Origin of the sequence: Paenibacillus sp. FSL R5-0744 (assembly GCF_037972555.1) — a bacterium.
Classification (GTDB): Bacteria; Bacillota; Bacilli; order Paenibacillales; family Paenibacillaceae; genus Paenibacillus_AQ.
In genome coordinates, this window is the sequence record NZ_CP150228.1 from 3,703,342 (window position 1) to 3,729,261 (window position 25,920).

Genomic DNA, 25,920 nt, shown 5'->3' on the forward strand with positions numbered 1-25,920 from the left:
CGTACGCATTATGCTTTCGATTTGGCGAGTAAATATAAAAAGTAAGGTGCACCAATGATCGCAACCACGATGCCTGTTGGAACTTCTGCAGGCTGTAACACCCATCTGCCGATAGTATCAGCAGTAATCATAAGAAGCGCCCCTGTCAACGCACTAGCAGGCAATAATACCTGATGACGGGGTCCCACAAGCTTGCGGGCAAGATGTGGTGCAATTAGGCCGACAAAGCCAATTCCTCCACTTACAGCAACGCAGGAGCCGGCAAGCGCAACTGCAGTCACTAGAAGGAGAATACGCTCCTTCTCCACTCGCATTCCAAGTCCTACTGAAGTATGGTCCCCTAGATTCAATACATTAAGAATACGGGCTTTATAGAAGGCGAACGGTAACAGAATCGCTATCCAAGGTAGCAGAGCAAGGACGAATCTCCAATCGCCCCCCCATATTTTCCCGGCGATCCAAGTCGCTACAAACTGATAATTATTGGGATCAAGCCGAAGTGCCAACACCAGCTGGCAAGCGTTAATTCCGGCAGCGACTGCAATCCCGATAAGGATCAACCTTGTTGGAGATAGACCATCTGCTTTTCTATAAGCAAGAATATAGATTAAAGCGGCGGTTAAGCTAGCCCCTCCAAGCGCTAAGAGCGGCAAGACAAATACCGGAGCTGCTGTTGTAGCCGGAAAAAACGAGATAAAAATGATTACCGCAAAACCAGCACCCGCACTTATGCCCAGCGTAGCCGGTTCGGCAAGTGCATTTCTTGCGAGACTTTGTAAAATACAGCCTGACACTGCAAAGCCCGCTCCAACCAACAATGAAATTACGATGCGAGGTAATCTGAAATCAAATAAGATAAGCTTTTGCTGATGAGTTCCATCACCCAGCAGTGTATGTAATACCTCCCGTGGGGATAGACGCATAAATCCTGTATTCATACTGACAATAAAAACAACAACGATCAATATGGCAAGGACCGCTAACACTGTAATAGCACGTGTACGGCGTTCATTTTCATTGGGAGAAAGGGTTGTTCTGTGCATTACAGCTCCCCCTTCCGCTTACTCGCTAAGTAAATAAAGAAAGGTACACCGATGATGGCAATTAATGCGCCTAGCGGCGTCTCATAAGGGGCATTTATCATTCTAGCGGCGATATCCGCAAAGATGATCAATAAGCTCCCAAGAACTGCCGAGCAAGGAATGATCCACCGATAATCTACTCCAACGAAATAACGTGCTACATGTGGAATAATTAGTCCTATAAAAGCAATCGGGCCAACCATTGAGACTGCACTTCCGGCAAGAACTACTACAACAATCATACATGCCAACTGTACTAATCTTGTCCGCTGCCCCAGACCAACTGCAACTTCTCTTCCTAAGCTGAGCAAGGTGACAGACCGCGATAACATCATCGCTGCGATTAATGCCACGAACACCCAAGGAAAAATAATCTTGATCTGAGTCCAGCTTGCCCCGCCCATTCCGCCAGCCAACCAGAAGGCTATATCTTGGGATAAGTTAAAAAGAATAGCTATGCCCTGACTAACAGCAACTAGTAGTGCACTTACCGCGGAACCTGCCAGCGTCAAACGTAAAGGTGTAAGGCCATTAAAAGATAGCGACCCGATTCCAAATACGATAAAAGAAGCTATAGCAGCACCTATAAAACAAAACAACATAAGTGAAGTGAAGGAGAGCGAAGGTGCAAAAGCAAAAACTATGGCCAGCGCTACACCTGCTCCCGCATTCAAGCCTAACAGACCTGAATCCGCAAGAGGGTTCCTTGTCATCCCCTGCATGATTGCCCCTGCTACTGCGAAGCAAGCACCGACCAATGCACCTGCTATCGCGCGTGGAAATCGCAGTTCTCTTATCACCTGATGTTTTTGTACATCTGGATTGAAATGAAATATTGCTTCCCATACCGTAGCTAGCTTGATATCTGCCGCACCCACTGAGACCGAAAGTGCCAGTCCAAAGGCAATGGCAGCGAGTCCAATCACTAGAATACCCATTGCAGCTGCCGGTCGGGTATGTATAGCTTTTTGTGTATCATTTTTATTACGATGTGCGAAATCTGAGGGTGAAACCATGAGTCGTCTCCTTAATCGATAGTTACAATGGTCTATATGATAACAACAATCATTCTCATTATCGCAAAAAAAATTAGGTTGTACAATTGTAGGAGTTATTTTTCAGTAATACAGGAATGGTTTATAAAAAAATGGTGCAGATCTAAGTATCCTAAGATACTTGATCTGCACGCCCTTCCCCACCCAAATGATAAGTCTCATTCAAGGTGAATTACGACTTTTTATTTCACAAAACTTTTTAACACATCGTCAATAATTTTGCCACCAGCGTTCGCACCACTGTATAGCCAACTGCTTGTTGAGCTCATTTCATGCACATTACCAGCTTTTACAGCCGGGATGCCTTTCCAAATTGCACTGTCCAGAATCTCCGAACCCTCAGTCTTATCACTATTTACAAGGATAATATGATCTGCTGTCAGCTCAGAAAGCTTCTCTAGCGAAATTGGATTCCAAGTAGCTCTTGTACCAACAGGAATTTCTGTTACTAAGTTAGGCAGCTTTACACCAAGGTCTGTATATAATACAGCACCACTGCTGCGGGTTTCGTCTACAATATAGAAGTTCTTTTGTACCAACCATAAAATCGCCACGGACTCATCTCCAATAGCTCCTTTAAGCTTTTCTTTCGCTGCAGCCGCCTTGTCTTCATAATCTTTAATGGCTTTCTCTGCTTCAGGGGTCTTGTTCAGAATTTCACCAATCTTGAGTAGCGATTTACGCCAATCTTGATTTAGCTTATCCCCAATCACATAAGTCGGTGCAATCTTATTCAGTTGGTCATAGATACCATTCTGTACAGATGACTCCGATGGGATGAGGATAAGATCCGGAGCGAAGCTGGTTACTGCCTCGAGCGGAAGATCGTAGCTGATCGTAGGAACATCCTTCAATTCAGTGGACAGATAATCTTGAATACCATTAGTCACTGACCATTGCGCTACTGGAGTCACACCTAGAGTTACCAAAGCATCCTCCAAATAAGAACCCAGTACACGCCCAGGATTAGCTGGAATCGTTACTTCATGTCCCATTGCATCCGTTAACGTCTTAGGAGCTGCAGGAGCTTCAGCAGTAGGTGCCGTCGTTGGCTCTGTTCCTGCGTTTGAAGCGTTACCGGGATTATTATTACCGCAAGCGGATAAGAATAGCACCATCACCATTAATCCGACCATCATTAATTTCATGCTTCCAAATCTTTTTCTGTTAAACAAAAACATTAAATACCCTCCTAGTGTGTACATCCTATGTTATTCAAAGGTGTTGACTACCTCAGTCTCACTTTTAAATGATATTGATTCTCATTCTCTATGTCAACATATAAATTTTAAATTTTGTGGATTTGCAATAATTTCCTTCTTAAAAATACAAAAAAAAGGCTATATTCCGAACGTTCCGGATATAGCCTCTCCTTAATGATCCATTATTTATTCAAATGATATGGGACAGTCGCAACTACAACATCTTTTGAATTCATTAGATACGAACGGATTAAAAAGCTGGTCTGATTATGAAGTACAGCTTGCCACCAATGCTTAGTTATAAACTGTGGAATCAGAATCGTGATATGATCCGTCGCTGCGGTCTTCCACTCCACTGTATCAATAAATTTCACTAACGGACGAATAATACTGCGATATCTGGAACGAAGTACGATCAGGCGTACACCCGGATTCCATTCCTCCCACCGTTGCTCCATTTTTTGAATGTCCTCTTCATCAAAGCCAACATACACGGCTACAACATTATCCGTTAGAGACTTGGCATAGCTGATGGAATGTAGTACAGCACGTGTTACACCCGCAACTGGAACAACAACTGTACTGCCTTTAATCAAAGGTTTATCTGTACTCGGGCATATACGAAGCTGATCTGCAGTGTTCAAATAGTGCCTGTGAATCCGGTGGAACACGAACATTACAGCAGGTAAGAAAATGAAAGCCATCCATACGCTTGAGAATTTAGTGATGATAAAAATAAGCGTAATCGTCAATGTAGTCAGCATACCGATGGTATTTACAACAAATCTTTTTTTCCATCCCGCTGGTTTTGTTTTAAACCAATGAACCATCATTCCTAGCTGTGACAATGTGAAAGGAATGAATACACCAACCGCATAAAGTGGAATCAAGCTTTCTGTATTTCCGTGGAATGCAGCTACAAGAACAGCAGACAGAACACCTAGAAAAATAATACCATTAGAGAAACCTAGACGGTCACCACGAACCATAAAAGCATGTGGCATATATTTATCTTTTGCAAACATAAATGCGAGCAGCGGGAACGCTGAGTAAGCTGTATTAGCTGCCAAGAACAAAATTACTGCTGTGATACCTTGAATGAAAAAATATAAGGTTCCGCGGCCAAAGGTCGATTCAGCGATCTGAGAAACAACCGTTGCCTTTTCATCAGGCACTATGCCGTACCAATACGCCAGTAGTGTGATACCTGTAAACATAAATCCAAGTATAACCCCCATGACCATTAGGGTCTTGGCTGCGTTCTTTTCAGCTGGTGCTTTAAAGTTTGGAATGGCATTAGATACAGCCTCTACACCCGTAAGTGCCGAACAGCCAGAACTGAAGGCTTTTAATAGTAGAAACAAACTAACATTAGAAACAGCAGAGCCAATTTCAGGGACATTCGCATGCACGCCACCTGCTGCATATTTAATAACACCGGAGATAATCAAGACTACAATCGACACCACAAACAAATACACTGGGATTGCGATGAATGAAGCTGATTCTGTAACTCCGCGAAGATTAATCAAAGTAAGTAAAATAATAACTGATACTGCAATAAGAACGGTGTGATTATGAAGACTTGGAAAAGCCGATGTGATCGCATCCGTCCCTGCCGACGCACTAACAGCTACGGTCAGAATGTAATCCACTAACAAAGACCCTCCTGCTAAGAGCCCTGTCGGAACACCAAGATTACTCTTGGCAACGATGTAAGCTCCGCCTCCCTGAGGATAAGCGTAAATCGTCTGCCGATAGGATAAAATCAGGATGGCCAGCAGGCCCAATACGGCTAATGCAATTGGCAGGGAATACCAGATGGCAGTAAACCCCGCAGCCACCAGTACAATCAAAATTTGTTCCGTTCCGTAGGCTACAGACGAGAGCGCATCAGAAGACAGGACAGCCAGTGCTTTAACCTTGGATAACTTTTCATGATCGAGTTCGTTCGACTTCATCGGACGCCCGATCAATAGTCGTTTTACCTTGCTTACCATGGTGGATACAGTTCCTTTCTTTGGGAGCTGAAACGGAATTTCCGCGCGCTGTTTTCATTGGTGGATTTCATAAATGCAGACACTAAAAATAGCATACGGAAATGATCCGCATGCTATGCATGGTCATTATCCCACCTTTGCTTACGAGGTTAGCTGGCGGATTCGGGCTGTGGTTTAGCCCTACGGTAAAAGTCTAATCGACCCATTCCGATTCACCCCATTGGCACATATGCCAAGTTTGGTTCCCCCGTTTTCCCTAAGAAAATTCAGCGCATATTCAACTTCTCACAAGGTCTAATATTAGTCTACAAAGTGTATACAGTAAAGCGTTGAAAAAAATGAAAAAAGAATGAAAAAACATCCAGTAAGCGCAAATACAGCGTCTTATTGGATGCTCTCTTTCATTCTCTTCAATTATCCCTCTGGATCGTGTTTTTAATCACTTTTCACATTTTTTCGGATCACTTAAAGTTAAAAAATCAAAATCCTAAACTTTCCTCTGTATCTAACTCCATCACTTCTTCTTCCTTACGTCCGTACCAAAGTAAAATGCTAATTAAAACAAAAGCGATTAATGCAAGGAAAGGAATCGTAATGAATCCAAAAAAGTTCAAGTAATCCTTATTACAAGGAACTCCAATTGTACAAGGAAGCACTTTACTTAACGCAGGAATCTTCTGCTCCGCATAATGATAGATCGAGATACTACCACCAATCAAGCTTAGTGGAAGAACATATGGGATAATCCTTTTATCCCCTCGAAACGTCGCAATTCCCAAGAGGAATAACTGAGGATACATAAAAATTCGCTGGAACCAGCAAAGCTTACAAGGTTCATATTTCAATACTTCGCTCAGATACAAGCTACCAGCAACAGCAACTAAAGAGACGAACCAGGCCAGATACAGGCAGTTACGCTTGCAAAAAGATAGGAACTTTGTCACTTTGCCTCCACAGCTTTTGCGGCGTCATTAATCTCAGTTGAAATCGCTTCAATGTTAAATGGATCCGCAGTCATTACTCCATTAATGTAAAGGGATGGTGTAGTCGTCACCCCAGCTTCACTAGCTAACTGCATACCCTTATTCAGCTCATCTGCATACGTGCGATCCTTGATATCTTTACGCAGCAGTTCGTAATCGATAGCTAACTTCTCTTTCTCCGCAAGGCTTACTAAGAAATCTTCAGTCGCCCATTCTTCGCTCTCATCACCTTGCTGAGCATATACAGCATCATAGAACTTCCAGAATTCATCATGATTCTGATGGTAAACAGATAATGCTGCAAGCGAGGCAGTTTCAGAGTCTGGACCAACGAAAGCCATATTTACAAAGTAGAGCGCTGCTTTTCCCTCGTTGACAAAATCTTGAACAATTTTCGGTTTAACTGAAGTTGCAAATTGGGAACACGCTGGACATTTTAAGTCTCCAAATTCAACAATTTTAACAGGTGCATCCTCTTTACCGACTCTAGGTAGCTCACTGTAATTGAATGCTACTGGTTCTCCCGAAGTGGCATTTTTTGCGGCATCTTTCGAAGCTAACATAAACAATCCAACAAAAATGATGACTACTAAAGCTATTGAACTAATAATTAAAATTCTCGTCTTCTGCTTTTGCTGCTCCTGTTCTACCCGCCGTTTCTCTTGTTTGCTAAGCTGGGGAACGCTTGTACTTTTATTAGGTTTACTCAAGGAGAGTTCCTTTCTGTCCTCTGTGGACTAATGTAGTTTTTATCATATACATTTAAAATTATATAATTTTTAATCTCTTTTTGGCAAACAATACTGTAAAAACGCTGTAAAAAAGACACAGCGCTATAGCACTGTGTCCTAATATTACTAATAAGTTCGTTATGCACCAGCTTCTTCAGTCAATAGCTGTAACTTCAGCAGCTTAATTCGAGAAATCCGCTTATTATCCGTTTCTTCCACAATAAACAGATGATCATCAAATTCTACAGACTGTCCTTTTTGAGGTGGATTAACCTCCAATTTAGAATACAGCCAACCGCCTATCGTATCATAATCCTCAGTATCCATATGGAGCCCCAAAAGATCATTGATCTCTTCAATAAGCATCAAGCCGTCGATGGAGTGTTCATCCTCCCCCAGCTTCTCAACACCAGGACGTTCCTCATCGAACTCATCCTGAATTTCTCCTACAATTTCCTCCATGATATCTTCCAGCGTAACCATTCCTGATGTCCCACCGTACTCATCAATCAGAATGGCGATTTGTGTCTTTGCGCGCTGCATGACTTTCAGCAGAGCACTAATCTGTATAGATTCTGGTACGGTTAGTATAGGACGAATCAATTTATTATAGCTTTGTTCACGATCCCTAATTAAGTCCTTGATATGAATGAAGCCTAGGATATGATCCTTATCACCATCACAGACTGGATAACGCGTCCTCATTCCATCAAAAGCAATCTCAAGGTTCTCTTCCGTTGAAAGATGATTATTCAGGCAGATCATTTCTGTTCGAGGAATCATGATCTCACGGGCCATTGTGTCCACAAATTCAAAAATATTGTCAACCAGCGCCATTTCGGTATTATCAATAAAGCCGCTTTTATTACTTTCTTGCATGATAATACGGATTTCTTCTTCCGTATGCGCCGTTCCCAGCTCTGAAGCAGGGGATAAACGGAAGATCCGTAATAAACCACGTGCCAGCCCATTTACGATCCAAATCACTGGATACATGATCTTGTAAAACACATTCATCGGCCCAGATGTTAGCAAAAGGACAGATTCAGCCTTGTTAACTGCAATAGTCTTAGGTGCAAGTTCTCCTAGTACGATATGCAAGATAGTGATAAACATTAGAGCAATAATCAAAGATACAACATTAACAGCGGTTACTCCAAAACCTATACTTCCTAATAAGGGCCCAACAAGGTTAGCTATAGCGGGTTGCCCCAACCATCCTAGCGCAAGTGAAGCCAATGTAATACCAAGCTGACAGGCGGATAGATAACCTTCCAAGTTGCGTACGATGCTTCTCGCTTTTAAAGCTTTTTTACTACCTTCTTCAATAAGGGTATCAATTCTACCGCTTCGTACTTTCACCATTGCGTATTCAACTGAAACAAAAAATCCATTTAATAATACCAACAGAATAATAAGACCTACGTGTAATATACCGGGTAAAGGGTCGCTCAATTTATAATCCTATCCATCATTCTCCGTACGGATGGATAGGCCCACCTCCTTCGTTTTTTCAGAGTATCGGCAAGAAGCTTGCCAGTTGTTCCTTTCAGTATCAATTTCCCAATGGTTTCATCTCCAGTCTGGAATCACGTTTTTGAATATATACTTTATTATATTAATATATTGGGGCAAACCGCAAGCATGCGTGTCCTTTCGAAAAAAAATGGGTCTTTATTCCCCTTATTATCCCAAAAAATCAATATGTATAAAGAAAACCCCCTCACCGTTAAGTGTTGGGGTTCATCCAGAAATATAAGGACTTGATTAGCGACAGTTTCTTGTTGTAGGAGGATTACCGATCACTCCAGGGTACTGGTAAGTAAGGGGCTCATCAAATGTAGCATAATCAAAATAAATCATAAGTAATACAGTACGTTGACCAGTTACTGGGTCACTAATAATAATGTGGTCACGGCCCGCAGCTTCCAGCACACCCTTGTAAACTTTGGCATTCCACTCTTTGTTATTTTCGTAAGTAAAATAAAATGTACCTACTTTGCCTAAATTCAGTCTGAAAATATTTTCGATATACGATTGTTCAAACTGTTGAGGTGGGTTTTGAACTACAACCCCTCCTGGTGTCATTGGACTTCCACTGCTAACTTGTGGCGGCATGCTACCCATGCCTTGCATTCCTTGCATTCCTGTAGACATTGGCATTTGCATACCTGAAGAAGAAACACTACCAATAGTATAAGTGACGGGACGGTATGGTTGAACGATCATTTAATGAAACCTCCTAAATGTTTATCGGAGCAGTTGCTCCCTTTGGGCACAAAAGAACCTTTGCACTAGCTTACTGAGAGAATTACTCATAATAATGAGTAATTCTCTTTAACACAGTTACCCTGTTAATTACCAATAAATACAGACGGACAATCTTCTCCAGTCGGAGTAAAGAAGCAATGAGCTTTAAAGCGGCCTGTGTTTTGTTGGTTATACCAGGTTGGAGGGCAATCTCCTACAGGACGGAAGAACCATAAAGCATTGGTCGCTGGCCATGTTCTTTCACCTGCAATTGCACGTTTAGCAAGACGAATGTCTGCTTCTCTTGCTCGTTGATAGAAGTAGCTTTTCTGCGGGGCTTCGAATCCTCCTGGACTTTGATAGACCATGTCATTCACATTACGAATGTTCAAAAAATCAAGGCAATTGCCAAGAATCCGGTTGACACCAACATTGCCGACCATAAGCATACCGAGATCTCCATCTTCCTCAGCTTCCGCTCTCATCAACCGCGCTAGCACCTTCACATCTTCCGAGTTCGTTTTGATGACGGCCACGCTGTCTCCTCCTTGGGGTTGCTTCGTTAACAACCTCGTTCTTAACTGCATGGTGTATTGTATGTGCATTAGCCCAAGAGGTGACAGTTCCAACCTAATTTTAAAGCCATTTGCTTTCCGTTAGGTTCTTAATAGTCCGCAAATAAAAACCATTCTCTCTGCTCCGTTGAATGGAACAGAAGAATGGTTTAAGAATGAATGTATAGCTAATGACTACTCCGCTGTGGAGTATTGTGGTTGTCGCTCAAATCCGTGATATCTGGTTCCTTGATAAGTAAGCATGCCTTTATCGCCTTCTGCACTCATTCCATATTCATGGCCATCTACTTTAAATTCAATTCGACTGCCCCCATTCAATTCGTACGTTAAGTAGTAGGTTGTACTCGTACGACTTGAACCATTATCTTCTTGAACCTGCTGCTGTCTTATTTCACTCCGCTTGCTGACGATACGGGCAGGGATGGTTAGCATGGGTGAGCTATTGTTCCGGCTCCATTGAAGCAAACCCCTGCCTGCTGATACTGCAAGAATACCAACCATTACAATGAGAAAAATTGGCATCACTGTTCCAGAGAAATCAAACATCCATGAAAGATCCGGGCCCATTCCCATGACATTTTCCCCCTTCATACCCATTAATTCAACCCTTAACTTAACTTCAGGCACTTCTGTACATGTATATGCCTCTTCTAGTCCAGAAAGCATTAAATTAGTGAGACTTCATGCAAAAAGACCACTTCGTTTTCTTAGAAATCAAGAAATCGAGTGGTCTTTAATCATAATTTCGAGTGATCAGATTAAGCATGAACGAGGTCTAGCAATTGCTTCGTTTCGTCAGTCTCAACATCTAACATACCATTGTCTGCCCAGCATGCTCTGCATTGTTCTTCCGTTTCACACAGGTGAGCGTCATCACAGTTGTAGCAAAGTTGCAGCAGGTTTCTTGTCATATAATCTGTTTCAAAAGTTTTCATTGTAATCTCTCCTATTCGAAAGTTAAGTTTGTGAAAATTTGAACTTGTTCTATGTGTTAAATATATCACACGATCATTTAAATGTCATGTGATTTTTTTCACATCTATAAAGAAAATTTTAATTATGTTTTTTCCTTATATTCAATCAATCAAAAACATATTGATTTAGAAGTTCATTCTTATTCAAAAAAAGCTGTTTCAAAAGTATTATCCTCTACTTTTGAAACAGCTTCACTTCACTTTACATCACACGCCAACTAATCCCACCATTTGTAGTTTGTAAGAGGAGCGAGCGTTTTTGTTCTTTTTTCTCAAGTAAAAGCCATCCCACCTCTGTGGAAATAAACTCCATCTTAATCGTCTCAGGATATTCCTCAAGCTTAGACTGCAGAACACTGCTCTCCTTTAGAGGGAGCCAAGTTTTCCCTTGGTTAGCGGTATGGTAAAGAGTATCACCAATAATGGCCCAACCAACTTGCGAATTCAGAAACGTCGGAGCGCTCTGATGATTCCCTCCGGTTGGACTCTTTAATTCAAATGGTGTAAATTTCCAGTTATCTCCACCATTAGCGGTAAAGTAACCATGGTAAGTAATCGTCTTATCTTTATCATTTTGGCAGCCCACAGACATCCAACCATTAGTCTTACTAGCATCGAAGAACTCTGGTTTGCCAGTAATGACTCTGTCACAGCTTTCCAGTTGTTCATTTACCAGAAAAGACTGTCCTGGATTCCAACTCTGACCACCGTCCTTAGTTATAAAGATCTTAGGAAGGGCACCGGTCTGCAAAGTCACAAATCCTTCTACACGACTCTTGAAGATCATTCCAGTACTTACACCTGTGAACGGGATCGAATGATTGGGAAGGTTCGGATTATACTGTTCATTCTGCATCACTTCTTCCCATGTGGCCCCACCGTCTGACGTTGAATAAATCGCCTTGCTTTCCTTATTAGGAGTAGCGTTCGCAGAGGTCATTAGCCATCCCTGTGTTGGTGAATTGAAATAAACGGAAGATACATTATTATCATCACCTAATGAAGAGATTTTCCAGCTTTTCCCTCCATCTGTGGTTCGTAGCACTATATTCTCTGTTGTACCAAAAGCACTTCTTATAATCCAACCATGATTAGAGTCAGTAAAAAAGATACCTTTTCCATAGACAGGTGTGGACAGGAACTGCACATTGGGTGCAGGAGAAATATTAGCCCAGGTCGCCCCGTTATTATGGGTAACGTACAAACGAAGTTCATTTTTTGTTACACCCCATACTATGCCCTCTGTCTCACTAAGCAGATGAAAACCCGTAATTCGAGTTTGAACCTGATATTTCGGGCCACTCTCTTTGTTAGTATCGTTACTTGGTGGTGTAATCAGAGTAATCGTCTGTCCTTCTTCCGGTGCTTCTGTAGGCTGTGGCTGTGGAGAAGGCTCCGGTGGTGGTGAAGAACATGCTGAGACTATCCACGCTAAAAAAAATAGCATCATAAACATTCTTAGAGTTTTCAATCCAGCGGTTCTAGATGTCAATGCCCTCTCTCCTCTCAATTGGAATCTTATTTATGATTTAACTTACTATTACGGTAGCCGTATAGAAAATAGATCAGAAGTCCAAGACTCGTCCAAATCAGAAACCCAATCCATGTCTCACTTCCTAGATTATACATCAAATATCCGCATGTTGCCGCACTTAGCAATGGAATGAAGGGTACCCAGGGTACTCTGAACCCTCTTTTCATATTGGGATGAATAACACGCAGGGCAATTACCCCCAAAGAAACGACAAAGAAGGCAAACAGTGTTCCAATGCTTGTTAAGTTAGCCAATCGATCCAAAGGAATAAAGCCCGTTAATACAGCTATAATGATCCCAACCATCCACGTACTACGAATAGGTGTCTGTGTTTTAGCATTGATCTTAGACAATCCTCGTGGTAGAAGGCCATCACGTGAGATTGCGAATAACAGTCGGGTTTGACCGAACAGCATTACGAGTAGTACGGTGGTCATTCCCGCAATAGCTCCAACAGAGATTAGGCCCGCTATAATATCTTGATTTACAACACGAAGCGCATAAGAAACGGGATCACTAACATTGAGATCCGTATACGGTATAATACCTGTTAATACAAGTGAAACTAGGATATACAATACAGAACATATAGCAAGGGATGAAATAATCCCTATAGGCAAATCACGCTGTGGCTGCTTTACTTCTTCTGCAGCAGTCGATAACGCATCAAAACCTATATAGGCAAAGAAGACAGTTGCCGCACCGTTTACAACACCTTGATAGCCAAAGGGTAGAAATGGAGTCCAGTTCTCTGGTTTAACATAGAAAAATCCAGTTACGATAAACAAAAGCACTACAGCTATTTTGATAACGACCATAATCGCATTAAAACGAGCAGTCTCTTTAGTTCCCCGTGTTAGTAAATAGGAAATTAGTAAAATGATTATTACTGCTGGTAAATTAATAATGGTACCTGCTTCCGCATTATACGCCCCGGATAGTGCTGTAGGAATATGGATACCAAAGCCCTCTAAAAGTCCCTGCAAATAGCCTGACCATCCACTGCTTACTGCAGCTGCTGCAACGCCATACTCTAACACAAGATCCCAGCCCAAAATCCAAGCAAGTAATTCTCCAAAAGCTACATAACTATAAGCATAGGCACTTCCGGAGACCGGGATGGTCGATGCAAACTCTGAATAACAAAGGGCTGACAGCACGCAGGCAAACGCGGCTAACAGGAATGAAATGACAAGGCCAGGACCAGCGTGTTCTGCTGCCGCTACTCCTGTCATTACAAAAATACCAGTACCAATAATCGCTCCTACACCTAACATGGTTAGATCCAGCGCACCAAGTGTTTTGTTCAACTTGGTTGCACCCGAGTTTGAAGGTGCAATTAGCGGTTTTTTGCGAAATAAATCCATTCTTACATTCTCTCCTGTCTAGTCTTGTTGTCAAATTGATTAGAGAATTTCTATTAAGTATGCCCAAAATGGGGTAATGCATTAAATAAGACCTGCTTGAAAACAATATCGTTAGCGATTATGATGGACAAGATTAAAAGCTAAAAATTTTAATTACTGAGGAGATGGAATCATGGCCCCCCCGAAACCCAATCGTGTCGTAGTCATTGGTACTGGAGCAGTTGGTACAACAACAGCCTATACATTACTGCTACGGAGACGTATGCCTGAGCTCGTACTTATTGACGTTAATCAAAAGAAAGCCCTTGGAGAAGCATTGGATATGAATCACGGCATGCCCTTTGTTGGTGGTGTGAAGCTATGGGCTGGTACATATGAAGATTGCCGGGAAGCGGATATCATCATTGTAACTGCCGGTGCATCACAAAAACCGGGTGAAACCCGGATAGATCTTCTCCGCAAAAACATTTCAATTTTCAAAGATATCGTTCAAAAAATCACCAAATATAATCAACATGCGATACTACTTATTGCTACTAATCCTGTAGATATTTTGTCATATGCCACTTTGAAAATAAGCGGTTTTGATCGCAGAAGAGTCATTGGTTCCGGAACGGTGCTGGATAGTGCACGTTTTCGCTACCTGATTGGACGCCACAAAGAAATTGATCCACGCAGTATTCATGGTCAGATTATCGGGGAACATGGAGACTCGGAACTTCCTGTTTGGAGTCTAGCGAATGTTGCCGGGATTGATCTCGGTTTTGACGAAGCAGAACAAGATGAAATATTCCAGGATACTAAGAATGCCGCTTATGAAATTATTGATGCCAAAGGCTCAACCTCTTACGCAATAGCATTAGCACTAGATCGTATTGTAGTATCCATTCTTCATAATGAAGGTTCTGTATTGAACGTATCTACTTTATTGAATAATTATAACGGAGTTTCGGATGTCTACCTTGGCGCCCCCTGCGTCGTAGATCGGTCCGGTGTACGAGAAGTACTAGATCTTCCATTAAATGAGACAGAACGAGCTCTATTCCAGAAATCTGCCGAGAAGCTTAAAGCTGAGATAGCTAAGCTAGAACTATAAGCAAATGAATACATGGGGCTCTCCCTGTTGTCATGATACATGGCCGGGGATAGCCCCTTTTTCACGAAAAGAATTGCACTTTGAATTCTATCAAATCTGGACTTGCAATTTCGACATGGCTTCTTCCTTCTCACGGCTCGTGATATGCGTGTAAACCGTTGTTGTCTGAATGGAAGAGTGCCCCAGCAGCTCCTGAACCGTCCTCAGATCCGCACCTTTTCGTAGCAGCATGGTAGCGAAGGAATGTCGTAGCTTATGGCTGGAATAGGGTCGACGTTGTGCAGCAGGCACATCCCTTTGGAAACGATCGAAGGTGTCCGCAGCGATTTGCTGAATGCCACGTATGGACAGCCTACGTCCTTTCTGTGAAATGAACATAGCTTCCTCTTTACTGCGCCAAGGATTTAATCGTTCTTCAATCGCCAGATCGAGAAAAGGTACCACATCCTCTGGAATCGGTACATTACGCCATTTACGTCCCTTACCGAACACTCGAAGGGAATGTCTTTCTACATTATAATCACTTAAATTAAGCGTGTGGACTTCCCCCACCCGAAGCCCCATATAGGACATCAGTAAAAAGACTGCTAAATTACGACCTTTGTATTTCCCATCTATAGAAGACAAAAATCGCCCCAGATCACCTTCATCTAAGTAGACCGGTTCGCGATTGATCTCAGTTTTAGATTTCTTAATCCCAGCTGCAGGATTGGTTAGAAGCAATTCCAGCTCAATTAATGCCTTAAAAAAACAGTTAATTGAGGCATGCTTCCGGTTACGGGTAGCATCACTTACTCCACGTTCACGCACTGACGTAAGAAAAGAAATAACATGTAGCTTCTTTACGGACTCTAGCTTTTTACCATTCAGACTTTCTAAAAACTGTTTTACATCCACTAAATAGGATTTCTGCGTATAGGGAGTGTAACCGGCATCCTTCATCCAGATTAAAAAAGCCTCAAGCCCCTCTTCGTAGTCTTCACTCCACTCATTCATGGCTTCGAGCCTCCCTTGTTTTCGACAATCTATTGTACCATAGAATAGCTACAAGAATTAAACTTAGCTGCTCCATTTTTCAGCATGCTTTTGTACAGCTTTTAAAAACTCTGTTAGAACAGGAGATTTCCATTTCTTATGATGATAGGCAATTTGAGTAGCCACACGCTGCGATTCATCATTCCAATTCAGCCTAGCTAACTTCCTTTCCGCTAATTCGTTGCTCACTGTAATCATTGGAATAAAAGCGATGCCTAGACCCGCCATAACACATTGCTTGATCGCCTCAATACTCCAAAACTCTAACGTAGGGTCCGGAAATACCCCGTGTCTGTTTAAATGATGTTCAAATAAAGTACGGTAGCTACAACCAGTTTCCGTATGCAATATCGTTTCTCCCTTAAGATGAACCGGTTCTACCACTGGAAGATTCAATAAGGGATGATCCGGCGGAGCGATCAGGGTCATTTGTTCATGCACCAGTGTTTCTATATTCAGATCTTTATCTTCCGTCTCTGGTTGCAGTAGGAAGGCCAAATCCAATTCACCGGATCGAACTAAATCCGTTAGCTCCCAGCAGGCCCCAGGCTTCAGAAGAATTTGGACCTTTGGATATTTCACGCGAAACTCCTTGATAATGCCTGGTAAACGAAAAGCAGCCAGGGATTCAGGTGCGCCAATGCGTAAAGACCCTGTTAGCTCACTCTCGGAGCGAAGAGCATCTTGCGCTAGAGAGTGCATTCTGGAGATCTCTTGAGCGAATGGGAGCAGACGGCGGCCTGCATCGGTTAGGATGATCCTTTTACTGATCCGATCAAATAAAGGCTGACCTATTTCAGTCTCTAATGCTTGGATCTGTGCGGTAATACTGGATTGTGCATAATCAAGCTTCTGTGCAGCGCGTGTGAAGCTACCCGTCTCCACTACGACTATAAAGGTAAAAAGATGACGTGATTCCATACGTGCCCCCTGAATAATAGTTACCCATCGGAATTTCGAATGGATACTATTCAAAAAATCTGTTTTTCCAATGGATCTATTATCTGCTACTCTATAACAAAAGACAATGAAAGCAGGATTAAAAATCATGAAAGATTCAAGTTCAACCACTTTACGAAGAAACATCGGCATGCCGCAAGCCATAGCTCTTTATATCGGCGCTGTATTGGGCTCGGGAGTCTTAATCGTTCCCGGACTGGCTGCAGAAATGGCAGGTCCCGCTTCATTGCTGGCATGGGGATTTATGACGCTGTTGATTTTGCCAATGGCCTTATCGATGGGCCTGCTCTCTGCCAAATTTCCTAACGCAGGAGGCGTGTCCCACTTCGTCACCCTTGCTTTCGGACCTAAAGCCGGATCTTTAGTGGGCTGGTTCTTCCTAATGTCCGTTCCGATTGGTGCGCCTGTCGCTGCGCTGACCGGAGCTGGTTATATGACAGCCGCAATGGGCTGGGATGAACCTGCGAGAATTACTATCGCTGCGGTGATGTTGGCCATTGGGCTAATTACAAACTGGATTGGTATGCAAGTGGCGGGAAAGGTACAAATTGCTGTAGTGATTGCGATTGTAGCTGTTCTCGTCTTCTCGTTTGCTACTGCGCTTCCTCGAATGGAGGTTGAACACTTCACTCCCTTTGCCCCACACGGATGGATGAGCATTGGACAGGCTGCAGCAATTCTATTTTGGTGTTTTATTGGTTGGGAAGCTGTCTCACATCTCTCTGAGGAGTTCAAAGATCCACAACGTGCTGCAGTTAAAGGTGTGACCATCGCTGCTATTATTGTAGGTGTTCTATATTTCTTATCCGCTTTAGCAACGGTTGGCACACAAAGCTACCTTAAAGGTGGGTCGAGCACTTCACTTGTCTGGATCATCAGCCAGCCCCTTGGACGCTGGGGAGGATTTATCGCAGGACTTACAGGTCTCTTCATCTGTACCGCCACCATTATCGCTTATGCCGGTGCTGCCTCGCGTGTGGCTTATGCGTTATCACGTCAGGGCTATGCACCGCAATGGATGGGAAGACTATCCAAACCATATCATACCCCTATCGGTGGGATAGCTTTCCTGCTCCTCTGTTTTGTAACGGTCATGTCACTGTACAGCAGCGGATTGATATCTATCACTACTTTGATCCAGTTTCCAAATGCGACTTTTATCCTGACTTATATCGGAGGTTGTGCTGCGGGGATACGCCTACTTAAGGGAAGTAGATTAGGCGTAACGATTAGCTGGATCTCTTTTCTAGCTACCACCGCCGTGTTTCCTTTTACAGGCTGGGCAATAGGCTATCCGTTACTTATTACTTTGATGTTTATTTTGATCTTCCGTATCAAACATAAACAAACGGTTGCTGGAATAAGGGATTTAAAAAGTGAAATTCGTGAGGATCAACAAAAAGCATTGTAAGACTCATATCGTTTCAGCATTCGTTTAGATGGTTATGGTATGAAGAGGGTAAACTATACTATGACCAGATAAAGGAGACGATACATCATGTCAAATCAACCAAAGATCATTCTTGAGCCAGCAGCGCAGAAATTTGCTGATGATAATTCCAAACCTCCGTTCCTTCCTGATCTTGGACCAGAAAAAGGCCGTGAGACGGTAGATACTGTACAATCCAGTGAGATATATAAACCTGAAGTCGAAATTGAAGATCTTATGGTGCCAGGAGGACCTAATGGTAATGTTTCCATAAGAATTGTCCGGCCCCCTAGCTCCTCTTCCGCGTCGTTGCCAGTGATCCTTTACATTCATGGTGCTGGCTGGGTGTTTGGTAATGCACATACCCATGACCGCTTGATCCGTGAACTAGCTGTCGGAGCGGAGGCTGCCATTGTTTTTCCAAATTACAGCCTTTCTCCAGAAGCTAAATATCCTACAGCAATTGAAGAAATCTATGCTGTCCTGAAATGGATCGCTGCACAGGGTAGTGAACATGCACTTGATGCTAGCAAGCTATCCATAGGCGGTGATAGTGTCGGTGGAAATATGGCAGCCGCCATTACGCTTATGGCTAAAGAACGCAGTGGCCCGAAGATAGGGAAACAACTTTTGTTCTATCCGGTAACGGATGCCTCCTTTGATACCGAATCTTATCATAAATTCGCAGAAGGATACTTCTTGCAGCGTGATGGAATGAAATGGTTCTGGGATCAATATACAACTGACCCTGAGGAGCGGAAGCAGATCACAGCCTCCCCGCTTCGAGCTAGTGTAGATCAGTTACGCGATCTACCCGAAGCACTAGTCATAACGGGTGAAGCAGATGTTCTACGTGATGAAGGCGAGGCTTATGCCACCAAATTACGTGAAGCTGGGGTCACAGTCACGGCAGTTCGTTTTCAAGGGATCATACATGATTTCGTGATGCTTAATCCTTTAGCTGAAACCAATGCCAAAAAAGCCGCCATCAAGCTGGCGACTACATGGCTTCGCGAAGGTTTCTAAATAAATATGTCCTTTCACCAAATTAGAGAAAGCCTACAAATGTGCAGGCTTTCTCTAATTATAAGTTTAATGCTATTTCTATAGCAGAATACCTTTGATGGCCCTCCTTTTCGTAGCTCGAAGCTCCCTTATTTGTGATAAGTACTTTCTTATAGGACAGTACCTTAAATTAGTTTACATAATAATGATTATGTAAACTAATTTAATTTTATAAAATAAGTATCAACAAATATGCCAAATTACCCCTCATCTTCTGAAGCTATTTCCCGCTTGAACTCACTGGTTCGACTCTCCAGATGAACTGAGCTACCATTTCCAATCTGAAAGGTCGTTCCAGAGCCAATCGATAAGATTTTAATAAATTTAATATTAATGCTTGATTCCTCAGAATCATTTAAAATCTCAACATCATCATTCACTTGGTTCGACCAGATCGCAAGAGGGATGTCTAAGCGTAAAGCCTCTCTATTATTGCTATTAATCTCTTGTATGTTATATAGGTAATTTTCTTTACTGCCCACGAATTTGGACTGAATCCGCTCTACAGATCCACATAAGAAAATCGAACTGTCAGACAGATTATTAATGTATACATCTTGTATACGCGAGTTGTGCATTGTTAACTGCCTTTTTTGACTTGATCCGAAGTACTCGGAGTATATTCTATCACGCTGTCAAACGCCGAAGAACAGTTAATCGTCTGTGTATCCCCTACTAAAAATACTGAAGAACCTGATATCGAAACCACTTTTACTGCGTTTACATTTATATCTCTGTTAATCACGGTTACTTTCATGCGGCTCCCGCCTTCCAGTTATGTTTATTTCCAAATGCCGTTCTACCGCCGTAACAATATCTCGTTTGATTTGTTCAACAATAGGAGCACTTTCCTCTTCTGTGTATCCACGCCCTTCTTCAGCGGCAGGAAGCTGGCTTACATACTCGTTAATCCGGCCATCCATCTGATTCAGCAGATCCTGGGTTACCATTTGGATATACTGCTCATCAATACTTAAGTTCTGCTCTTTTTCTAAGCGTGAAAATTGAAAAGGAACTTCCTCTTGCACATACTTCAGAATCTCTGGACGGATTTTATCCGATAATGCAGATGCAGTTGGTGTCCCTCCCTCTTGCTCCCCAATAGGCTTACCATTGATCATCGCTTCATCCAGATTATTTCCCTCATTTGGTGTAATGCCTATATTTAAAGTGCCTTCCAGCTTCTCGATTTTCAATTGTTCAAAATGATAATTTATAGGACCTATACTTGCAGTTTTATTGTTCTTTATGCTGTCTACGTCCCCTTTTAAATCTTGGAGTTGTTTCTCTAGCAGTTGAATCTTTTCTGCTTGTACTCTTAGTGCATTAAAGACTTGCTGAACATAATACGGGTGCATACAACCCCCTCCTATGGTTTATTGTATGCGAAGGATAAGAGCCTAATTCTAGCGTGTATATAGTTCAGTTGGTGGAGGCAAGGGTACAAGAGGTGAATCACTTACCGCTGGTGATGGCGCAGGAGGAGATTCTGGAACGTCACTAGACTGATAACTATGAGACAAGGCATTAATTCGGCCGGAAGTACCGATCTGCAAAACCGATGAATTTGAGATCGTACCAATTTTCAGATGATTGACCGATATGCACTGATACACCGTAATATTCATGTAAACCCACCCTTAAGGAGGCGATACTTGATCCACCACATCTGAATCCATCGTGTTCGTACTGCTGGCTGCATTATTCGTAATGTTTGTACCTATGGAGTCACCTATGGAGAAGGAGTTGGCACCGGCATAGATTTTGGAGTTACTGCTCAAGATAACGGATGCCGTATTTCCTACTAAGACTGTGGAACTGGGGCCTACGCTGTTAATTTTAATATTGCCGATGATTGAAACCACCAAACCACTCCTCCCTTCGGAATGATAACCTATTCTATGTAGATATCCGCCCAGATGTCACTGAATAAGTCATACGCCCATACAATGGATTAAAAATGAAGGAGGTTGAGCGTTCATGAGTCCGAATAAATCAAACCCTTTAGATTGGATGAACGAAGATCCCTTTTTTAAGAAAAAGTTATCCTTAAAGTCACTTGAAGAGCAATGGAAGCTGGATCCAAGCCAGATCGATGGCTATGTTGAAAAAATAATCAAAGAAGCTACTGCAGCGACCTCTTCGTCATTTACGAACGAAACCTCAAGTCTGCAATTTGAGCATCTGGACACACATAATTATTTGATCACGAAAATCCGTATTCCAAGTGGAATTCACCCCGAAAGTATTTGGGCACAAATCAACCGAACACAAATCAAATTAAGCGGTCTCGGAAAAGATCATAGCGAGATCATCCCACTCCCCGTTCCAGTCAATCCGGATCAGAGCAGAGGCACTTATAAACAAGGCTCATTGCAATTCAGAATGCCGAAAATGTCAGCAGGTAAATTTAGAGATATCGACATCCGTTATTTATAAAAAAATCCTTAAAATCCCACCTATTTGCTCGTCCAAGTGGCGATCTCTCCTCAAAAAAACGTCTTAAAACTAAAACAGCGTATAATTTAAGTTATGCGCTGTTTTTTTAGGGCGTTTTTTGCCCTTTTTATCCTTAATTTTGTCTGCAATCACAAAGGAATTTATAAGCTTCATTCTCCGAACTTTAAGGTTCCCTCGCTCATAAGATAGGGTATCAATCGCAAAGGTGGGCTATTTATGTCCAAAAACAAGCGCGGCAAAGCACTCTGGCGTATGCCATCCCGAAGCAGAGGAACATGTCTGATCTGCGGCAGCACTCGTATTAAGCTGTTGTACATCGGAAAAGGACTTTCTGGCGAAAAGGTTAACGTGTGTAAGAAATGCGAGGGTAAACAAGTAACTAACAGTAACTGAACAAAATTGTTCAGAGGATTTCCTGTCATCATTTATTACAAGGCGAACGGATTACTAAAAAAGTGCAATCCTGTCATCGAACCTCGATGAAACTGAATCACACTTTGCTTAGTAATCCTCCACTTCAAAAACTATAGGAGTTCTATACGATACCGTCTTTCCTCACTCGATAAACTGAATCCGACAGATTCATAAAGATGCAATGCAGAATCATTATCTGTTAACACCATTAAATAGGCTTCTTCAAGTCCATGTGTTCTGAAATAGTTTAACGCTTGAGAAAGCATGTACGTAGCAATCCCAAATCTTCTCCACGGCTCTAGTACAAAAACATTTTCAATATACCCACTTTTCTCTTCCTGCCATACCATCAAGCTGCCTACAACCCTCTCCCCTTCTCGAACAACCATAGAGTTCCAAAGCGGATTTTGCTTAAACTGAGATAGCCGTTCTTTCCCGAGTGGGGTTTCTGGCCAAACCTCTGTTTCCAATTCTAAATAAAGATCTTCTTCTTGTGGCGTCTCCATCATCCAAGTTGCAAATTCAAATTCCTTTTTCAGTTCAGGTACGGTGTAGGAATGATCAAGAGTATGATTCATTTTAAATAAGCTATTGAATTGACAGAAGCCCTTTTCTTTTTCAAAAAATTGCGTATTTGCGATCTCTGATGCGTTATTCCCGACACATAGTGTCGTTTTGTACGCTGTTGATAAAGTTTCCTTCAATTCAAGTGCTCTCAAGAGGAGCGTTTGATACATGCTCTCTAATAAATCGTAGTCTTCTTCTCGATCAGGTATTGTTTTCAAATTCAAATAGATCGAATGTCTGCTTTCCTTTGAACGCCCAGGCGGCACAATATTTATGATCTCTACTTGACCTTTGGCAACCATTTTTCCATTTTCAAAGGCGCAGTACACATTCTCCCAGTTTTCCTTATCGCCAACCCACCAAAAAACAGCATTTCCCCGCGAAGTAACCGAGTTATATAACTCACCCAGTAATGGCATGTCCCCTTGTTCAAAATGACGAATCGTTATTCCTTCTGATGAAAGAATCGTAGATTTTGTCAAAACAAAACCCCTTTTCATATAAATTTTGGCATACATTAAGGGTAGCACAACTCTTCCAATTTCACTTGTTAATGAATAGTTATAATTAATTCTTATATACCGTAACATTTATCGAGTGAACCCTGTCTTACTTACATAGGGGGACTAAATGATGAAGAGACGATTTTTTATAGGTATTGCTATATTTTCATTAGGTATTGTGATAGCTTTCGGGATCGGTACGATATCAAATATCCTAACTCCATTTAAGAATTTCTTACTCACTGTTGATAATCAGTCGGATGATGAAATTAGCTCTATTGAAATAGGTTTAATCCATATGGATTCTAAGGAATTATTTACAGATCCCATCAAGAAAGGTGAAACAAAAAAGTTCAAACCTACATTGAGCTTAAGTGGTGAAGGTTCTATATACCTTAAGTATACTAACGCAAAAGGACAATCCACCCAAGAAACGGTATGCGGTTATACAGAGTATCTATCTGGTTATTCAACTGTCACGATTACTAATGAGGGCACAACTGTTGTTCAGCAATGTAATTAAATCCTTTCTTCTAAGGGGCTGTCCCAAAAGCCATGAAACGGATGCTTAGGAGATCCCTTGTTTTTGGAGTCGGATAGACGGTTGCGCTCCATAAGGACGCTCCGCGAACGGTCCATTGTTCCAATCGCTGTTGTGTCCAGATTTTTTTCAATTTTCCTTAGCGGATAAAATCCGGAAACAAAGGCGACCGCTATCGCTTTTCCACAATCAGTCCGTTCTCTCCGCTGTGTAGGCGGGAAATGGACTACAATATTTAAAAAAACGCAAAAAAAACTCTCTTTTGGTAAAATGGAGTTACCACACAACTATTTCAAAGAAGAGGTTTCTTTTGAACATTCAGTATACCAAGCTCAGGAAATCCTGCGAAGCGAGGAAGACTATGCTTTGTCCGTACGTCGAATGATAGAACTAGAGAGTATGTTTGGACAACTAAAGAACAATCGGAGCTTCCGGCGATTTCTGCTTCGCGGCATGTGTTCGAAGAAAATAAATTAGTAGACTGAGTAACGTCCCTTTAAATGGCTACCGGCGAACACATTCTTGTCGTCGGCATACCGATCGCGGCCCGTCCCGTTGCATCCGAAAGAACCATGAGCACGAGTTGCAGGCGCGCTGCTCAGCCGTTTGCTAATCGCCATGCCAGTCTACAACTTTATTTTTCGAGTCGACACATACCCTCTAAGCATGTCCACATATAACGAAAGATGGATTTAAATCTCTTTATAGCAAAAGAACGAGAAAAAATCCAATGTAACCTCACGTGAAAATAAGCCCACTACGCCTATTCGGGCATTGTGGGCTTCGCTGCTTAATCTTACTTGTATATTGAAGTATCTAGCGGAATAATGAACCCGCCATCAACAGCTTGTGTCACATTTATTGCGATGGTCTTTACTCCAGAAATATCTACCTCAATCGTCTGGAGATCACTATTAGGTGAAATCTTCTCTACTTTTTTAAGGAGCACATTCTTGTCATTATCTCTAATTTCAAGAGATTCCACTTCCTTGCCGACTGAAGCGAATTGTAGAACAAGCTTCTGATATTTGCCGTTAGGGCTGAGCGCGGTATATTTAATATTTGAATTAGGTGCGCTGTACAGAACTTCCTTATAATTTTTGCCGCCGTATTTGGTCAGTGCAGGGTCCTTGGTATACAGACTCGTGTTAAAATCCTCCTGCTTCACGGGAACGCCTGCCTGCTGTTCGCCAATAATCACCTCTTTGGCTGTCCCGTCATAATTCACCGGAACATCCAGAAGCTCAGAAACAGATCGTACCGGAAGATAAGTAGTTCCTTTATAAGTAATTGGAAGTACCGCTTTGCCATTGCCATCTTTGAGAGGGGTAATCTCCCCGTTCACTCTGATTTTTAAATCTCCGTTTAACAACGCTTTAATTTCTTGGAGCTGTGTGCTCGCGAAAGCACCTGTGCCCATGCCCACTAAAAGTATCATGGTACCGCATAAAGTCGTAACAACCTTCTTCTTCATTTCTGTTTTTCCCCTCTTGGGATTTCTTCAAATCCAGGTATTCCGCAAACAACGGTTATTTGAGAGATAATCTCTCTGAAAGATGACGCTACATGTGGGATAGTCTCTGTAGAGTTGAATATTTTACCATATTATATCACAAAGCCCAATGCTTCATTTCCAATTCTCCCTTCTTCCAAGCTACTGATTAACCCAGCCCTTTCTAAAAGCATATAACTCTTCTTCTGTGTATTATCATCAAAACACGAAAAAAAGCGCTCCCGGCAGTAGTCCAGAAGCGCCTACTTCATTCCCATAGCAGTACCAACTACTCGCCAAATCCGCGGGCTGACTCTTTCAATTTTTGAATTAACTGACTCACTCGTCCCTGGGATACACCGATTAGCTCGACCAACCTTCTTTGTGATGTAGCCGTTTACTCTTTTAAGACCTCAACTAGTCGGACGAGCGTATCCTTGCTACGGTTCTGTTTGAGAATATAATCTCACCCGGCTGTCCACCCCAATGCATCCAAAAGAATCAGGAGCTCGAGCTACAGCCTCGCTGCTCAGCCGTTTGCTAATCGCCATGCCAGTCTACAATTTTATTTTTCGAGTCTAATACTTTATTTTCTTTTGACAGCA

Annotated in this window: 28 protein-coding genes and 1 riboswitch; of the genes, 7 read left to right on the forward strand and 21 right to left on the reverse strand. The window is 42.3% G+C overall.

The window, feature by feature from the left end:
• Positions 1–8: 8 nt before the first annotated feature.
• The 13 genes from MKY19_RS16160 to MKY19_RS16220 form a co-directional block, all read right to left on the reverse strand.
• Complete coding sequence (locus MKY19_RS16160) at positions 9–1,043, reverse strand: iron ABC transporter permease (RefSeq protein WP_042188634.1); 1,035 nt, start codon at positions 1,041–1,043, stop codon at positions 9–11.
• Entirely contained in the window at positions 1,043–2,098 is a 1,056-nt protein-coding gene (locus tag MKY19_RS16165; RefSeq protein WP_339264976.1) for an iron ABC transporter permease, read from the reverse strand. The genes MKY19_RS16160 and MKY19_RS16165 overlap by 1 nt, the downstream gene beginning before the upstream one ends.
• A gap of 221 nt (positions 2,099–2,319) precedes the next feature.
• Positions 2,320–3,318 (reverse strand): ABC transporter substrate-binding protein, encoded by a 999-nt coding sequence (locus tag MKY19_RS16170; protein WP_339264978.1) that lies wholly within the window; start codon positions 3,316–3,318, stop codon positions 2,320–2,322.
• Between the two features lie 203 nt (positions 3,319–3,521).
• Positions 3,522–5,339: an APC family permease gene (locus MKY19_RS16175; protein ID WP_339241452.1), complete on the reverse strand. Its 1,818-nt coding sequence runs from the start codon at positions 5,337–5,339 to the stop codon at positions 3,522–3,524.
• 123 nt (positions 5,340–5,462) lie between these two features.
• Positions 5,463–5,621, reverse strand: a riboswitch (cyclic di-AMP (ydaO/yuaA leader).
• A 197-nt stretch (positions 5,622–5,818) separates the two neighbouring features.
• Complete coding sequence (locus MKY19_RS16180; protein ID WP_076298723.1) at positions 5,819–6,283, reverse strand: disulfide oxidoreductase; 465 nt, start codon at positions 6,281–6,283, stop codon at positions 5,819–5,821.
• Positions 6,280–7,032: a thioredoxin domain-containing protein gene (locus MKY19_RS16185; RefSeq protein ID WP_042188642.1), complete on the reverse strand. Its 753-nt coding sequence runs from the start codon at positions 7,030–7,032 to the stop codon at positions 6,280–6,282. The genes MKY19_RS16180 and MKY19_RS16185 overlap by 4 nt, the downstream gene beginning before the upstream one ends.
• A 159-nt stretch (positions 7,033–7,191) precedes the next feature.
• Positions 7,192–8,508, reverse strand: coding sequence for a hemolysin family protein (locus tag MKY19_RS16190; protein ID WP_042188644.1), 1,317 nt, complete (start codon positions 8,506–8,508; stop codon positions 7,192–7,194).
• Positions 8,509–8,820: 312 nt separating this feature from the next.
• Complete coding sequence (gene gerQ / locus MKY19_RS16195) at positions 8,821–9,282, reverse strand: spore coat protein GerQ (protein WP_076283593.1); 462 nt, start codon at positions 9,280–9,282, stop codon at positions 8,821–8,823.
• Between the two features lie 125 nt (positions 9,283–9,407).
• Positions 9,408–9,839 (reverse strand): cell wall hydrolase, encoded by a 432-nt coding sequence (locus MKY19_RS16200; RefSeq protein WP_042188711.1) that lies wholly within the window; start codon positions 9,837–9,839, stop codon positions 9,408–9,410.
• Between the two features lie 213 nt (positions 9,840–10,052).
• Positions 10,053–10,445 (reverse strand): DUF2500 domain-containing protein, encoded by a 393-nt coding sequence (locus MKY19_RS16205; RefSeq protein ID WP_042194012.1) that lies wholly within the window; start codon positions 10,443–10,445, stop codon positions 10,053–10,055.
• A gap of 191 nt (positions 10,446–10,636) precedes the next feature.
• Positions 10,637–10,813: a hypothetical protein gene (locus tag MKY19_RS16210; RefSeq protein ID WP_179085723.1), complete on the reverse strand. Its 177-nt coding sequence runs from the start codon at positions 10,811–10,813 to the stop codon at positions 10,637–10,639.
• Between the two features lie 241 nt (positions 10,814–11,054).
• Positions 11,055–12,344, reverse strand: coding sequence for a YCF48-related protein (locus tag MKY19_RS16215; protein ID WP_339796048.1), 1,290 nt, complete (start codon positions 12,342–12,344; stop codon positions 11,055–11,057).
• A 26-nt stretch (positions 12,345–12,370) separates the two neighbouring features.
• On the reverse strand, positions 12,371–13,753 hold the full coding sequence (locus MKY19_RS16220; RefSeq protein WP_339796051.1) for an amino acid permease: 1,383 nt from the start codon (positions 13,751–13,753) through the stop codon (positions 12,371–12,373).
• A gap of 172 nt (positions 13,754–13,925) precedes the next feature.
• On the opposite strand from MKY19_RS16220, the gene MKY19_RS16225 reads away from it, so the two are divergent.
• Entirely contained in the window at positions 13,926–14,849 is a 924-nt protein-coding gene (locus MKY19_RS16225; RefSeq protein ID WP_042188714.1) for an L-lactate dehydrogenase, read from the forward strand.
• A 90-nt stretch (positions 14,850–14,939) separates the two neighbouring features.
• On the opposite strand, the gene MKY19_RS16230 is transcribed toward MKY19_RS16225, so the two are convergent.
• Both MKY19_RS16230 and MKY19_RS16235 read right to left on the reverse strand, forming a co-directional pair.
• Positions 14,940–15,845 carry a tyrosine-type recombinase/integrase gene (locus MKY19_RS16230; protein ID WP_076283590.1) on the reverse strand — a complete coding sequence of 302 codons (906 nt, stop codon included), beginning with the start codon at positions 15,843–15,845 and terminating at the stop codon, positions 14,940–14,942.
• A gap of 63 nt (positions 15,846–15,908) precedes the next feature.
• Positions 15,909–16,805: a LysR family transcriptional regulator gene (locus tag MKY19_RS16235; protein WP_339264988.1), complete on the reverse strand. Its 897-nt coding sequence runs from the start codon at positions 16,803–16,805 to the stop codon at positions 15,909–15,911.
• Positions 16,806–16,932: 127 nt separating this feature from the next.
• Here MKY19_RS16235 and MKY19_RS16240 point away from each other — a divergent pair, with 127 nt between their 5' ends.
• Together MKY19_RS16240 and MKY19_RS16245 are read left to right on the forward strand one after the other, a co-directional pair.
• Positions 16,933–18,255 carry an amino acid permease gene (locus MKY19_RS16240; protein WP_339796057.1) on the forward strand — a complete coding sequence of 441 codons (1,323 nt, stop codon included), beginning with the start codon at positions 16,933–16,935 and terminating at the stop codon, positions 18,253–18,255.
• An 87-nt stretch (positions 18,256–18,342) separates the two neighbouring features.
• On the forward strand, positions 18,343–19,299 hold the full coding sequence (locus tag MKY19_RS16245; protein ID WP_339796061.1) for an alpha/beta hydrolase: 957 nt from the start codon (positions 18,343–18,345) through the stop codon (positions 19,297–19,299).
• A gap of 239 nt (positions 19,300–19,538) precedes the next feature.
• Here the strand turns inward: MKY19_RS16245 and MKY19_RS16250 are convergent, their stop codons facing one another.
• From MKY19_RS16250 to MKY19_RS16265, 4 genes are all read right to left on the reverse strand, one after another.
• Positions 19,539–19,916 carry a spore germination protein GerPE gene (locus tag MKY19_RS16250; protein WP_339796063.1) on the reverse strand — a complete coding sequence of 126 codons (378 nt, stop codon included), beginning with the start codon at positions 19,914–19,916 and terminating at the stop codon, positions 19,539–19,541.
• Between the two features lie 159 nt (positions 19,917–20,075).
• The gene (gerPC, locus tag MKY19_RS16255; RefSeq protein ID WP_339796065.1) at positions 20,076–20,696 is read right to left on the reverse strand and encodes a spore germination protein GerPC; all 621 of its coding nucleotides are present in this window, start codon (positions 20,694–20,696) and stop codon (positions 20,076–20,078) included.
• A gap of 48 nt (positions 20,697–20,744) precedes the next feature.
• Positions 20,745–20,966, reverse strand: coding sequence for a spore germination protein GerPB (locus MKY19_RS16260; protein ID WP_076283585.1), 222 nt, complete (start codon positions 20,964–20,966; stop codon positions 20,745–20,747).
• A gap of 12 nt (positions 20,967–20,978) precedes the next feature.
• Entirely contained in the window at positions 20,979–21,203 is a 225-nt protein-coding gene (locus MKY19_RS16265; RefSeq protein WP_036687577.1) for a spore germination protein, read from the reverse strand.
• A gap of 115 nt (positions 21,204–21,318) precedes the next feature.
• Here MKY19_RS16265 and MKY19_RS16270 point away from each other — a divergent pair, with 115 nt between their 5' ends.
• Positions 21,319–21,777, forward strand: coding sequence for an Hsp20/alpha crystallin family protein (locus MKY19_RS16270; protein WP_339796069.1), 459 nt, complete (start codon positions 21,319–21,321; stop codon positions 21,775–21,777).
• A gap of 237 nt (positions 21,778–22,014) precedes the next feature.
• Positions 22,015–22,191: a hypothetical protein gene (locus MKY19_RS16275; protein WP_339241515.1), complete on the forward strand. Its 177-nt coding sequence runs from the start codon at positions 22,015–22,017 to the stop codon at positions 22,189–22,191.
• 131 nt (positions 22,192–22,322) lie between these two features.
• Here the strand turns inward: MKY19_RS16275 and MKY19_RS16280 are convergent, their stop codons facing one another.
• Positions 22,323–23,261 carry a GNAT family N-acetyltransferase gene (locus MKY19_RS16280; protein ID WP_339796071.1) on the reverse strand — a complete coding sequence of 313 codons (939 nt, stop codon included), beginning with the start codon at positions 23,259–23,261 and terminating at the stop codon, positions 22,323–22,325.
• A 148-nt stretch (positions 23,262–23,409) separates the two neighbouring features.
• Here MKY19_RS16280 and MKY19_RS16285 point away from each other — a divergent pair, with 148 nt between their 5' ends.
• Together MKY19_RS16285 and MKY19_RS16290 are read left to right on the forward strand one after the other, a co-directional pair.
• Positions 23,410–23,805: a hypothetical protein gene (locus tag MKY19_RS16285; protein WP_339796074.1), complete on the forward strand. Its 396-nt coding sequence runs from the start codon at positions 23,410–23,412 to the stop codon at positions 23,803–23,805.
• Positions 23,806–24,093: 288 nt separating this feature from the next.
• Entirely contained in the window at positions 24,094–24,300 is a 207-nt protein-coding gene (locus MKY19_RS16290) for a transposase (RefSeq protein WP_339796077.1), read from the forward strand.
• 319 nt (positions 24,301–24,619) lie between these two features.
• Here the strand turns inward: MKY19_RS16290 and MKY19_RS16295 are convergent, their stop codons facing one another.
• The gene (locus MKY19_RS16295; RefSeq protein ID WP_339796079.1) at positions 24,620–25,297 is read right to left on the reverse strand and encodes a stalk domain-containing protein; all 678 of its coding nucleotides are present in this window, start codon (positions 25,295–25,297) and stop codon (positions 24,620–24,622) included.
• Between the last annotated feature and the right edge of the window lie 623 nt (positions 25,298–25,920).